17 protein-coding genes are annotated in these 12633 nt (G+C 67.8%); all 17 read left to right on the forward strand.

Translation table 11 applies throughout. From position 1 onward, the window contains the following. Positions 1-123: 123 nt before the first annotated feature. The 17 genes from RLT57_RS28895 to RLT57_RS28975 all read left to right on the forward strand — a co-directional run bounded on the left by RLT57_RS28895 (position 124) and on the right by RLT57_RS28975 (position 12536). The gene (locus tag RLT57_RS28895; RefSeq protein ID WP_311300193.1) at positions 124-666 is read left to right on the forward strand and encodes a hypothetical protein; all 543 of its coding nucleotides are present in this window, start codon (positions 124-126) and stop codon (positions 664-666) included. After that, positions 663-878: a hypothetical protein gene (locus tag RLT57_RS28900; protein WP_311300194.1), complete on the forward strand. Its 216-nt coding sequence runs from the start codon at positions 663-665 to the stop codon at positions 876-878. The genes RLT57_RS28895 and RLT57_RS28900 overlap by 4 nt, the downstream gene beginning before the upstream one ends. Then, positions 875-2287 (forward strand): phage terminase large subunit, encoded by a 1413-nt coding sequence (locus tag RLT57_RS28905; protein ID WP_311300195.1) that lies wholly within the window; start codon positions 875-877, stop codon positions 2285-2287. Before RLT57_RS28900 ends, RLT57_RS28905 begins: the two co-directional genes overlap by 4 nt. A 221-nt stretch (positions 2288-2508) precedes the next feature. Continuing rightward, the gene (locus tag RLT57_RS28910) at positions 2509-3963 is read left to right on the forward strand and encodes a phage portal protein (protein ID WP_311300196.1); all 1455 of its coding nucleotides are present in this window, start codon (positions 2509-2511) and stop codon (positions 3961-3963) included. Further along, positions 3963-5135, forward strand: coding sequence for a head maturation protease, ClpP-related (locus RLT57_RS28915; protein WP_311300197.1), 1173 nt, complete (start codon positions 3963-3965; stop codon positions 5133-5135). Before RLT57_RS28910 ends, RLT57_RS28915 begins: the two co-directional genes overlap by 1 nt. A gap of 10 nt (positions 5136-5145) precedes the next feature. After that, positions 5146-6504, forward strand: coding sequence for a phage major capsid protein (locus RLT57_RS28920; RefSeq protein ID WP_311300198.1), 1359 nt, complete (start codon positions 5146-5148; stop codon positions 6502-6504). A gap of 83 nt (positions 6505-6587) precedes the next feature. Further along, positions 6588-7007, forward strand: coding sequence for a hypothetical protein (locus RLT57_RS28925; RefSeq protein WP_311300199.1), 420 nt, complete (start codon positions 6588-6590; stop codon positions 7005-7007). Between the two features lie 2 nt (positions 7008-7009). Next, positions 7010-7492 carry a hypothetical protein gene (locus RLT57_RS28930; RefSeq protein WP_311300200.1) on the forward strand — a complete coding sequence of 161 codons (483 nt, stop codon included), beginning with the start codon at positions 7010-7012 and terminating at the stop codon, positions 7490-7492. Positions 7493-7607: 115 nt separating this feature from the next. Next, entirely contained in the window at positions 7608-7907 is a 300-nt protein-coding gene (locus RLT57_RS28935; protein ID WP_311300201.1) for a hypothetical protein, read from the forward strand. Between the two features lie 11 nt (positions 7908-7918). Continuing rightward, positions 7919-8977, forward strand: coding sequence for a hypothetical protein (locus RLT57_RS28940; protein ID WP_311300202.1), 1059 nt, complete (start codon positions 7919-7921; stop codon positions 8975-8977). Positions 8978-8979: 2 nt separating this feature from the next. Next, the gene (locus RLT57_RS28945; protein WP_311300203.1) at positions 8980-9378 is read left to right on the forward strand and encodes a hypothetical protein; all 399 of its coding nucleotides are present in this window, start codon (positions 8980-8982) and stop codon (positions 9376-9378) included. Beyond that, positions 9378-9839 carry a hypothetical protein gene (locus tag RLT57_RS28950; protein ID WP_311300204.1) on the forward strand — a complete coding sequence of 154 codons (462 nt, stop codon included), beginning with the start codon at positions 9378-9380 and terminating at the stop codon, positions 9837-9839. The genes RLT57_RS28945 and RLT57_RS28950 overlap by 1 nt, the downstream gene beginning before the upstream one ends. Next, the gene (locus RLT57_RS28955) at positions 9840-10592 is read left to right on the forward strand and encodes a hypothetical protein (RefSeq protein ID WP_311300205.1); all 753 of its coding nucleotides are present in this window, start codon (positions 9840-9842) and stop codon (positions 10590-10592) included. Then, complete coding sequence (locus RLT57_RS28960) at positions 10592-11026, forward strand: hypothetical protein (protein WP_311300206.1); 435 nt, start codon at positions 10592-10594, stop codon at positions 11024-11026. The genes RLT57_RS28955 and RLT57_RS28960 overlap by 1 nt, the downstream gene beginning before the upstream one ends. Positions 11027-11098: 72 nt before the next feature. Then, entirely contained in the window at positions 11099-11719 is a 621-nt protein-coding gene (locus RLT57_RS28965) for an endonuclease VII domain-containing protein (protein WP_311300207.1), read from the forward strand. Positions 11720-11724: 5 nt separating this feature from the next. Continuing rightward, on the forward strand, positions 11725-12126 hold the full coding sequence (locus RLT57_RS28970; RefSeq protein WP_311300208.1) for a hypothetical protein: 402 nt from the start codon (positions 11725-11727) through the stop codon (positions 12124-12126). A gap of 2 nt (positions 12127-12128) precedes the next feature. Beyond that, positions 12129-12536 carry a hypothetical protein gene (locus RLT57_RS28975; RefSeq protein ID WP_311300209.1) on the forward strand — a complete coding sequence of 136 codons (408 nt, stop codon included), beginning with the start codon at positions 12129-12131 and terminating at the stop codon, positions 12534-12536. Positions 12537-12633 lie beyond the last annotated feature (97 nt).

Below are 12633 nucleotides of genomic sequence, written 5' to 3' on the forward strand. Positions count from 1 at the left end.
AGCGCCATGAGCGACGACACGGGACGGCCGACCGACCCATCGCCATCCGGAAACGAGCCCGACCCATCGCCTCGGGCTCGCTGCACGGCGAAGACGAAGCGCGGCCCGTGCAAGGCGTGGCCCGTGCAAGGTGCGACCGTCTGCGTCACCCATGGCGGCGCAGCACCGCAGGTCAAACGGGCAGCAGGGAAGCGCCTCGCGGTCGCCGAGTGGGCGAAGTCCTTCGGCGCCCCGGCGGAGGACGCTGACCCGTCGCAGACAGTCCTGGACGAGATCCGGTGGTCCGCCGGCCATGTGGCGTGGCTGCGCGAGCGCGTCCAGGAGACCGAGCCGGAGGCGCTGGTGTGGGGCGTTGACTCGGAGGTGGACAAGGGCTCCGGCGAGTTCAAGGGTGTGGACGTCACCAAAGCGGCCAAGGCCAGCATGTGGGTGCAGCTCTACGGCCAAGAACGCGACCGGCTCACCCGCATGTGCGAGGTCGCGCACCGGATGGGCATTGCAGCCCGTCAGGTGGAGTTGGCGGAGCGCGTTGGGTCGCTGATGGCCGACCTGCTCCGCGGAGTGCTCGGGGATCTGGCCCTAACGGAGGAGCAGCAGGTGGCCGCTTCGGAGGCGGTGCCGCGGCATCTGCGGCTGATCGGCGGAGCGCTGGCGGGTGCGGCGTGAGTGACTGGATCGACCGACTGATCGCGGACGGACTGGCTCGCGCCGGGAACCTGTTCGAGCAGGAGCAGGATCTGGGCCGACAGATGTGGAGCGTGAACGGCTGGCGGGGCTACCTGCGGCGGACGGATACGGGGAGCACGCTGACGATCCGGCGGCCGGGTAGAGCGCTGGGGTACGAGATCGTTGGCGTTGACCTGGACGTTCTCACGTGACCACCGCCGTGGCCCCGGACACGCTCCATCACTATGAGCCGTGGGGCTCGGCGCTGGAGCTGATGGAGTGCCGCTTGCCGCAGGTGCTGCTGTCGGGGCCGGCGGGTACGGGCAAGTCCCGGGCGTGCCTGGAGAAGTTGCACCTGATGGCCCTGGCGAACCCGGGGATGCGCGGGCTGATTGTCCGCAAGACGCGGGAGTCGCTGGGGTCGACTGCGTTGGTGACGTGGCGGGAGCACGTGGCGAAGGAGGCGCTCGCCACGGGGATTATGTCGTTCTACGGGGGGTCGGCGGAGGAGCCGCCTCAGTACCGGTATGCGAACGGCTCGAAAGTCATGATCGGAGGGATGGACAAGCCGACAAAGATCATGTCGTCGGAGTACGACGTCGCCTATGTACAGGAAGCCATTGAGCTCACCACCACCGACTGGGAGAACATCACCACCCGACTCCGGAACGGCAAGGTCTCGTTCCAGCAGCTCATAGCGGACGCCAACCCGGACATGCCCAGTCACTGGCTCAAGCAGCACTGCGACCGCGGCACGGCCCGCATGGTCCACTGTCGCCATGAGGACAACCCCGTCCTGTTCAACGCCGACGGCACCATGACCGTCAAGGGCGAGGCGTACATGAAGCTCCTCGACGCGCTCACGGGCGTCCGCAAACAGCGGTTGCGACACGGCCTGTGGGTGTCCGCCGAGGGCGTGATCTACGAGAACTTCGATCCTGCCATCCACCTGGTCGACAAGTTCCCCATCCCCGATACCTGGACCCGCTGGTGGTCCGTCGACTTCGGGTACACCAACCCGTTCGTGCTCCAGTGCTGGGCCGAAGACCCGGACGGCCGGCTGTACCTCTACCGCGAGATCTACAAGACGAAGACCCTCGTGGAGGACCACGCCAAGCGGATCCTGCGGGAAGTGACCGCCTGCACCGTTTGCTGCAATTCCACTGCGGGCAGCCACGACTGCTACGAGTGCGACCAGTGCGCGAAGACGTGGACGGAGCCCCGGCCGAGGGCGATCATCTGCGACCACGACGCGGAGGACCGGGCGACGCTGGAGCGGCACTTGGGGATGTCCACGGCGCCTGCGCACAAGTCGGTGTCGGACGGGATTCAGGCGGTCAACGCCCGGTACAAGGCGGCCGGCGACGGGCGGGCGCGCCTGTTCATCTTTCGGGGTGCCGTTGTTGAGCGTGACGAAGCGCTTGATGCGGCGAAGAAGCCGTGTTCGACCGAGGAGGAGATCCCGGGCTATGTCTGGGATCGGGGTACGACGTCGCAGCAGCTTGCGGACAAGCCTCCGAAGGAAGTCCCCGTGAAGATCAACGACCACGGGTGCGATGCGAAGCGGTACATGGTTGCTGAGGTGGACATCGGTGGCCGTCCCCGTATTCGTGTGATGTAACGGCGCGTAGCGCCACTGTTCCCGAACTGAGGAGTCACCATGGGGAAGCTCTCGGCCCGCGCGCAGAAGAATCTTCTGTCGTTTGGCATCTTGACAGGAGGATTTACACTCATCGCAGTAGGATGCGGGATAATCTTCGGCGTGGGCGTGGGGCTCATCGTTGCCGGGGTGTCCGTGGTGGTGATGCACACGGTGGCTAACAGTTAGATCGGAGGGGGCCAATGGGCAGCAGCCTGATGGACCCCATCCGCGCGCTCCGCAACCGCTCACCCGTCCCCTACGCCACCACCGGGTCCCGAGGTGGCGGCTTCGCCGGACTCATGGCGCGCCCCTCCGGCCAGGAAGCCCAGATGCGGGCGCAGGGCACCAACGGCACCCTCTTCGCGATCGTCGACCGGATCATCACCAGCTACAGCCAGGTCGAATGGCACCTGTACCGCAAGGCGCCGTCGGGCCTGAAGGAAGATCGCAAGGAGGTCACCTCCCACGCGATCCTCGACCTCTGGAACAAGCCGAACGGCTTCATGGTCGGCCCGGTGTTCCGTGAGGCCGCGCAGCAGCACGAGGAACTGACGGGCGAGCAGTGGTGGGTGATCGCCCGCGTTGAGGGGTCGACGCTTCCGCTGGAACTGTGGCCGGTCCGCCCGGACCGGATGCGGCCCGTTGCCGACCCGGAAGAGTTCATCGTCGGCTATGAGTACATAGGCCCGTCTGGCGAGGTCATCCCGCTGGCGCGTGAAGACGTCATCTTCCTGCGCCGCCCGAACCCGCTGGATGTGTACCGCGGCCTCGGCCCGGTGCAGACGATCCTCACCGACCTCGACGCCAGCAGGTACAGCCGCGAGTGGAACCGGAACTTCTTTCTCAACAGCGCCGAGCCCGGCGGGATCTTGCAGGTCGCCAAGCGCCTGGGCGATGAGGAGTTCAACGAGCACCGCGAACGCTGGGCGGAGCAGCACAAGGGCGTAGGCGCAGCCCACAGGGTGGCCCTGCTGGAGAACGGCATCACCTGGGTCGACCGCAAGTACACCAACCGCGACATGCAGTTCGCCGAACTCGCGAACGTCTCCGACGAGAAGATCCGCACCGCCTTCGGATTCCCGAAGCCCATGCTGGGCGCCGTCGATGACGTCAACAGGGCCAACGCCGACGCGGCCGAGGTAGTCCTGGCCCGCTGGCTGACCGTTCCCCGGCTGCGCCGCGTCAAGGCCGTCCTAAACTACCAGATCCTGCCCATGTACGGGCGGGGCGTCACCAACCTGGAGATGGACTTCGACAACCCCGTCCCCGAGGACGTTGAAGCCGAAGCCGCCCTGCTCACCGCCCGCTCTGCCGCAGCTGCCGCATTGGTCAATGCCGGCTTCCAGGCGAAAGGCACGCTCTTCGCGGTCGGCCTGCCCGACATCCCCTTCGAGGGCCCGCGCAAGCCGCCTGTGGTCGCCGAACCGGAGCCGACGTTCGCCGACGTCACGCGCGGCCTGTTCGCCAACGCAGCAGCCACCACGTGGACGGTCCGCGCGCACGTCGACCTGGACATCTGCCAGCCGTGCAAGGACAACGACGGCCACAAGTACGACAGCCAGGCCGCGGCCTACGCGGACTACCCCGGCGGCAAGGGCTACGTGAAATGCCTCGGCAAGAGCAACTGCCGCTGCACAGTTGTGGAGGAAAACTGATGGCCTGGATCGACGTACCGCAGGCACCAGGTGCGGCCCGCGCTCGGGCCCGCGCCCGCGACGCGGCCCGTCCGGGCTACGAGATCCGCAATGCCGCCTCGCCAGATGAGGCGGAGCTGCTGATCTACGACGAGATCGACTCATGGTGGGGCGTGTCCGCCGGTGACGTGATCAGCGCGCTCGCCGGCATCACCGCCCCCAACCTGCGAGTGCGGGTCAACAGCCCTGGCGGCAGCGTCTTTGAGGGCCTGGCCATCGCCAACGCCCTCCGCGCGCACCCGTCGGACGTGACCGTCCAGGTCGACGGCCTGGCAGCGTCCATCGCCTCCGTGATCGCCCTCGCAGGCAACCGGCTGGTGATGATGCCGAACTCCATGCTGATGATCCACGAGGCGTCCGGGCTGTGCATCGGCGACGCCACGGACATGCAGCAGATGGCCGGAGTCCTCGGCAAGATCTCCGACAACATCGCCGGGGCCTACGCGGCGAAGGCAGGCGGCACCCCGGAGCAGTGGCGCGAGACGATGCGCGCCGAAACCTGGTACCTGCCCGAAGACGCGGTCGCCGCCGGCCTGGCCGACGAGGCGATCGACGCGCAGCCCGCGACCGATCCGGCCGAGCCGGACATGCACGCCCGGTGGGACCTCACCGTCTACGGCTACCAGGGCCCCAAGGCCCCGGAGAAGCCGAAGCCCGGCCCGCCTCCAGTGCAGGCCGCGGCCGTGGAGCCCGAGCCGGCCCCGCCAACGCTGACGATCAGCCTTGGGGACGCGCTCGACGAGAAGCTCGTGGCCGCGCTCCGTGCTGCCGTCCGCGACCACGGAGCGGAAGTGGCGGCTGCCGAAGCCGGCGGAACCGTGACCCCCATCGTCCCGGCCGAGCCCGTGGGGACGGGGCAGGGCGGGACCGCCGCCGGCCAGGAGCCTCCCCCCGCGCCTGAGCCGGCGGCACCCGCCACGGAACTGCACGGCGAGCACGGCCCCGAGATCGAACTCCCCGAGGCGGCCGAGCCCGAGACGGCACCCGATCCAGAACCCGAGGTTGTCGCCAGCGCCGAGCCGACATGGGCGTCCGTCATGGCCCAACTGACCCAGCCGCGCCCCGATCCGTGGGCTGCCGCCATCAACCGTCTGCTCACCCAAGTCTCGTCGTCCAGCGCGACGGAATCCTGAGGAGGAACCAGTGGCACCCACCCTGACCGTCCCGCGCAACGCCGACGAGCTCGCGGAGATGATCGGCGACATGGGAAAGCTCGCGGAGATCACCGCGAGCCCCGAGAAGCTGACCGAGTTCATCGACGCCTACGGCCAGAAGCAGCGCTCCAACGACCCGGGCATCGAGCAGCAGATCCGGGACGAGACCCAGCGGCAGTTCGCTGACGTCCTCCGCAACGGGCAGATCGACGCGATCAACCGCCTCAACCTGACTTCCGGCGGCGGCGGCGCGAAGGCCCGCTCCAAGCACTACAACCCGAAGGCTCCGGGCGCGAAGCTCGACCAGCAGTACCAGAACTGGTCCGACTACTTCGGCACCACCTGGGCGGGCAACACCTCCGCGGAGGCCCTGACCGGCCGGTCCGAGATCACCCGCATCCAGAACAGCTTCGGCTCGACGGTGCCGTCCGACGGCGGGTTCCTGATCCCCGAGGTGCTGCGCGCGGAGTTGCTGCGCGTGGCCCTGGAGCAGACCGTCGTCCGCGCCCGCGCCCGGGTCGTGCCGATGGAGTCGCTGACGGTCCCGTACCCGATGCTCGACTCCACCAGCAACGCCTCCTCGGTGTACGGCGGCGTCGTCGGCTACTGGACGGAGGAGGGCGGCGCCCTCACCGACTCCAGCCCGACGTTCGGCCGGATCGTCCTGTCCGCGAAGAAGCTGACCCTCTACTCGGAGATCCCGAACGAGCTGTTCACCGACAGCCTGATCAGCCTCCAGCAGTTCATGGAGGAGTCCTACCCCGAGGCGCTGGCGTGGTTCGAGGACACCGCGTTCACCGACGGCACCGGCGTCGGCATGCCGCTGGGCTACCTCAACGCCCCGGCCGCGGTGTCGGTGGCGAAGGAGTCGGGCCAGACCGCGGGCACCATCGTCTGGGAGAACATCGTCAAGGCGTACTCCCGCATGCTGCCCAGCTCCATCGGCCGCGCGGTGTGGGTCGCCCACATCGACACGTTCCCCGAACTGGCCACCATGGCCCTGTCCGTGGGCACCGGCGGCAGCGCCGTGTGGATGGGCACCCCGGCCGCGGACGGCGCCGGCGCCCCGCCGATGACGATCCTCGGCCGTCCGGTGGTTTTCACCGAGAAGGTCTCCAGCGTGGGCACCGCGGGCGACATCAACTTCGTCGACTTCGGCTACTACCTCATCGGCGACCGCCAGGCCATGCAGACCGCCACCAGCACGGAGTTCAAGTTCGGCGCCGACAAGACCTCGGTGCGCGTCATCGAGCGGGTCGACGGCACCCCGTGGATCAAGTCTGCGATCACCCCGCGCAAGGGCTCCAACACCCTCTCCCCGTTCGTGAAGGTCGCCACCCGCGCCTGACCCCGCCAGCCCGGCCAGGCATTAACACCCCTGGCCGGGCCATCCCGAACCGGCATTAACCCCCCGCAAGGAAGGCAAACACCATGGCAGGAATCGAAGGGCTCGGACGGGCCTTCAACATCGTCCCCATCGCGGCAGGCGCGGCCATCTCCATGCGCGACTGCGGCGGCATCACCTTCGTGTGCACCGGCGCCGACACCTTCACCCTCACCGTCTCCGACGCCTTCGGCGGCTCCTACGCGACGCCGGGCAACACCATCACCCACAAGATCACCAACTCGGCGACCAACGGCACCGCCGCCTGGGTCACCACCTCCCAGTCCGCATCCAACGCCGTCACCATCGCGTCCGGCGCTGTCGCGTTCTTCGTGTCCGGTGACTCCCTGCCCGACGGCAAGTCCTACGTCAAGGTCACCGCCAGCGGCTCCGGCCTGGTCACCGCCGTCCTTCACGACCTCAACACCCAGCGCAAGGCCGACAACCTCGCCATCGTGGGGGCCTGACCATGTCCGTCATCATCCAGGGCTCCCAGATCCGGCAGATCCTCCTCGGCACAAAGGTCGACCGGGCCACCGCAACCCTCCCGCAGACCGCGACCGGCACCCTGTTCACCGTCACTGGCGGCCGGGTGCTCCTCACATCCATCGTCGGCGAAGTCACCGTCGCTCTCGGCGCCACCGCCACCAGCGCGAACCTCGTTCACACCCCGACAGTCGGCACCGTCGGCGACCTGTGCGCAGCGACCGTCGTCACCTCCGACGAGGTCGGCACCCTCTACGGCATTTCCGGCGACGCCACGTCGCTGCTGTCCGCAGACGGGGCCGGCAGCAACGCTCCCACCTCCGCCAGGACGGGGCTGCCCGCGCATCCGGTCGTGCTGCCCGTCGGCAACCTCGGGCTGAAGACCACTGCCAGCGACACCGGCTCCGTGAAGTGGTCCCTGACCTACATCCCACTGGACGACGGAGCATCTGTGGCGGCGGCCTGACATGGCCCTGTGGATCTGCGGGAACTGCACCGCCGCCTACTCGGTGGGCGCTCCCCGCTGCCCGCAGTGCGGCAGAACCCACCACCGCGAAGACCATGCCGAGGAGGCACAGACCATGCCGAAGATCACCGTCGCCGGCGGCCCCAGCATCGCCGGAGTCACCGGCGCCTGGGGCGAAGACGACACCGACGAAGCGCCCGAGCAGGACGCCGAAGGGGGCGACGAGTCATCGCCTGGGAGCAGCTCAACGACATCCTCCGAGAAGCCGCCGACTACGCCCGAGACGAGCGAGACCGACCGCCCGAAGCCTGCCCGAACGACGGCGAACCGCTCCAAGAAGGCCCCGACGGGCAACTCTTCTGCCCCTGGGACGGATGGCGCCCAGGCGGCACCTACCTCTGACGACGAGAGCTGAGCAGATACACCATGGGCACCGGCTGGTTCGCGACCAGGGAGGACGTAAGGTCCGCCCTGGGTTCGGCGTCTTCGGCGAGGGACGACGCGCAGATTGACCGCGCGATCGAATCCGCTTCCCGGGACGCGGAGTCGCTGTGCCAGCGGGACTTCCAGCCGGTCCTCGACACCCGCTACTTCGACTGGCCGTCGGAGCAGACCCCGAGGTCGTGGCGGCTGTGGCTGGACCGCAACGAACTGATCAGCGCGATCCTCATCCAGTCCGCAGGGGTGGAAATCCCGGACACGGACTACTACCTCGAACCCACCAACTCCGGGCCCCCGTACAACCGTGTCGAGACCCGCCTCGACCGGCCGTCCGCCTGGGACTCCGGGGACACCCACCAGCACGCGGCGAGCATCCTCGGGTGGTACGGGCACTCCGACGTCCAGACGCCGGCCGGGACTCTGGCAGTCGGGGTCGACGCCACGGCCACCGAGGTGACGGTCGCCGACCCCACCGCGGTCGGCGTCGGCGACCTCCTGTCCGCAGGTGCCGAGCGGATGACGGTCACCGGCCGGGCGCTGGCCTCCACCGGACAGACACTCCAGGCCCCGTTGGGCGCACAGAAGAACGACGTCCTCGTACAGGTGGCCGATGTCACCGCGTTCCATCCCGGGGAGGTTCTGACCCTCGGCGCCGAACGGATGCGAGTCCGCGACATCACCGACGCCCTGCTGGTCGAGCGCGCCTACGACGGAACACAGCTCGACAGCCACACCAGCGAAACCATCTGGGCGCCCCGCCGACTCACCGTCACCCGCGGCGCGGCCGGCACGACGGCGACCAGCCACTCCGACGCCGCAGCCCTGTCCCGCTGGGTCGCGCCCGGCCTGCTCCGCACGCTGACCATCGCCGATGCCATATGCACACTCCTGTCGGAGCAGGCCGGGTACGCCCGCACCGTCCGGGCGCAAGCCGGCACAAGCGGTACCCGCTCTGTGGCTGCGGTCACCGTTGAGCGGGACTCGCTCCGGCAGCAGGTCGCCGACTCGGACCTGTGCCGCAAAATCCGGATCAGGGCGGTGTGACCATGCCCGGTATCGATTTCGACGCGCGAATGATCCGCCGCGGCCCCGCGTTCAACGGCAAGACCGCCGCCGCACTGGGTACCTACTCCGACCAGGTCGGCTACAGGGTCGCCACCTTCGCTGAGGACCAGATCCTGCAGCGCCTGCCGCAGGTCCTCCAGCACCCGACGGGCTACTACCAGTCGAAGATCACCGTCGAACGCACTGGCACCGGCTACCGGGTCACCGACCAGGGCGTCGTCTACGGGCCCTGGCTGGAAGGCACCGGCAGCCGCAACGCCCCCGTCACCCGGTTCGCCGGGTACTCGACGTTCCGCCGCACGAAGGCGCTCGTCGACCGCAAGGCCCCGGGAATCGCCGCCGAGCTACTGGCCCGCTACAAGGCGATGGGGCTGATCTGATGGCCCTCAACGTCCGCACCCTCAGTGACGCACTCCAATCCCACGCCCTCGCGTCCGGGTGGTTCGACGCCGTCAACGGGCAGGAACCCAAGTCGCCGCCATCACAAGGTCTGTCGTGCGCAGTGTGGCCGCAGCGGCTCCGGCCGGCCACCGGCGGCTCCGGTCTGGCCAGCACCTCAGTCCGGCTCGCCTTCACGGTGCGCCTCTACATGGGCATCACCCATGAACCCGGCGACGAGATCGACCCCTACATGCTCGACGCCTGCGACGACCTCATGGGCGCCTACAGCGGCGACTTCACCCTCGACGGCGCCGTCATGGAGATCGACCTGCTCGGCACCTACGGCGATCCGCTCGGGCTTGAGGCCGGTTACCAGCGGATCGAGTCCGGCACCGAGTACCGCGTCATCGACATCACGGTGCCGCTCATCGTCAGCGATCTGTGGGACCAGGAGGCATAAGTGGCCAAGCAAGGCGGTCTCGGCGACGCGCTGTACTACGCCGGGTACGACATGTCCGGTGACGTGCAGTCCCTCGGCAACGTCGGCGGCGGCCCGGCACTGCTGGACTTCACCGACATTACCCAGAGCGCCATGGCCCGTCAGGGTGGCCTCCGGGACGGCCGCATCGAGTGGACGAGTTTCTTCAACCCGGGCCTCGCAGCGAACGCAGCCCACACGCTGCTGTCGGCCCTCCCTCGCGGGGACGTGCTCCTCACCTACTGCCGCGGCACCACGACCGGATCGCCCGCTGCATGCCTCAACGGCAAGCAGGTCAACTATGACGGCACCCGGGGCAACGACGGAAACTTCACCTTCGCCGTCTCCGGGCAGGCCAGTTCCTACGGCCTGGAGTGGGGTCACCTGCTCACCGCCGGGCTCCGTACCGACACTACGGCCACGAATGGCACGTCCTATGACACCGGGGCGTCGGCTGCGTTCGGCGCGCAGGCGTACCTGCACGTATCGGCGTTCACCGGCACCGACGTGACCGTGAAGATCCAGGACTCGGCGGACAACTCCAGCTTCGCTGATGTCACCGGCCTCGCGTTCACCGCGGTAACCGCCGCGCCCGGTACGCAGCGCATCGCCATCGCCAACACGGCGACCGTGCGCCGCTACGTCCGTGCCTCCACAGTCACGACCGGCGGTTTCACCTCGGTGTCCTTCGCCGTCGTAATCAACAAGAACGAATGCGCGGGGGTGTCCTTCTGATGGCCAGCATCGAACCGCTCATGGGACCGGAATCCTACAAGAGCTACGTCATCTCGCAGCCCCTTGCCACGCACTGGCGGCGCGCCACCTGCGAGGAGGTCGGCTGCGACAAGTTCGCGAACGGCTGGCGGGTCCGCGTCGAAGGTCTGCCGGCCGAGCAGTTGAACGCCGTGCGGAACTCCGGCCGCAGCTACCAGGAGCTGCGCGTCGCCGACGGCGAGACCTACCTGGACTTCGCAGCTGGCCAGCCCTGCTTCAGCACCACTCAGCACCGGGCCCCGCTCGGCAAGGCCCCGCTGTACCTGGTCCGCGACGGCGACACCCGCGGCAATCCCCGCGGGACCCGCGCTCGCCTGCATCAGCGCCCGGATTTCTGGGTCGAAGACTTCGCCGAACACCAGCAGACCCTCGCTGACGCACAGCGGCAGGGCTGACGAAAGTATCCGAACCCCGGGAATTGGAGAGGAGGACAGGGGAGTGGCTAAGAGAAACAATACAATTGGACCATGCTTGCCGAGTCTAGGGCCTGCACAAGGTGCGGCCTTGAGAAGCCCCTGTCCGAATTCTCGAAACATCCCCGAGGGAAGTACGGGCGAAAGCCGTCCTGCAAGGCATGCGATGCCGCGCGTCATGCCGCTGGATACGTGCCGAAGCCGCGCGGGCCAAGACGCGCCCCGCTCGGAGAGGATGCCGTCAAGGCGTGTGCGAAATGTGGCGAATCGAAGCGTGTCGCCGATTTCAGTCTCTCGCGCAGGGCGACGGACACCAGCAACGCCGTCTACAAGAGCGTGTGTAAGGCGTGCGCCTCTGCGGCGGCGCGACGCTGGTTCGCCGACAACCCCGAGCGGACTGCCGCCAACAAGCGTCGATACAACTTGGAGCAGTACGGCATCACTGTCGAGGATTACGAACGGCTGCTCCAGGAGCAGGGTGGCGTTTGCGCCATCTGCAAAAAGCCGGAGACAAGTGCCCGTCAGGGGAAGGTCATACAGCTTCCCGTGGACCATTGCCACGCAACTGGGCGTGTCCGTGGGCTGCTGTGTCACCGCTGCAATCGAGCAATCGGGCTACTCGGAGATGACATCGATCTGCTGAAGGCAGCGATCGGTTACCTAGAAAGGGAGTGAGTCTCTTGGCGAAAAGCTCAGGGTTGGGCTGGACGACCTTCAGTATCGACAATGCGGCGGGCACGCCCGTCGACATCCGCAATGACACCACCGACCTGCAATTCGCCACGCCGAGGGCCGTGTGGGACGTCACCGGCATCGACAAGTCCGCGAACGAGCGGCTGCTGCTGCTTGCGGACGCGACGGTCACCGCCAACACGGTTTTCAACCCGACCGGCGCGCACACGGTCTTCTCCACGATCCCGTCCACGAGCGTGCTGCGGACCGTGTCGATCGGTGTCGGCGGCAAATCTCTGGCGATGGAGATGCTGGGCACCGACTACCCGCTCCAGCGATCCAACTCGGGCGAACTCACCGCATCCGTCCCGTTCAGCCTTGCTGACGGCACCGTTCCCACCTGGAGCTGAGCATGGGTGCCCGACGCAGCCCGACTCTGTACAAGCTGACGTTCGACGAGACCACGGACGAGCCGGGCCTGGAGATCACCCTGCGGTCGATGTCGATCAAGCGCCTCAAGGAGATGCGCGCCCATGACGTTTCCCAGGACACCGAGGGCGAGGCCGTCGAATTTCTGGCCGGCCTCATCGCGCAGCAGATCGTGTCCTGGAACCGCGAAGACGAGAACGGGCAGCCGATGCCTCCGACGCTGGAGTCACTGGAGGAAGAAGAACCGAAGCTGATCTACGCCATTTCTGCGAAGTGGCAGGAGGCCATGGCGGGTGTTTCGGCCCCTTTGGGCGAAGGCTCGAACTCTGGAGAAATCTCGGAGGTGGAATCGATTCTGACGGAAATCCCGTCCGAAAGCCTCGCGAGCTGATTTACGCGGAGGAAATCCTTGCGCTCGCCAAAGCGTGGGGCGTCCCTCCGTGGGTGGTCGAAGAGGGCCCGGCCGAGTCGCTGCGCCTGGTTGAGAT

The organism is Streptomyces sp. ITFR-21 (genome assembly GCF_031844685.1).
Lineage (GTDB): Bacteria > Actinomycetota > Actinomycetes > Streptomycetales > Streptomycetaceae > Actinacidiphila.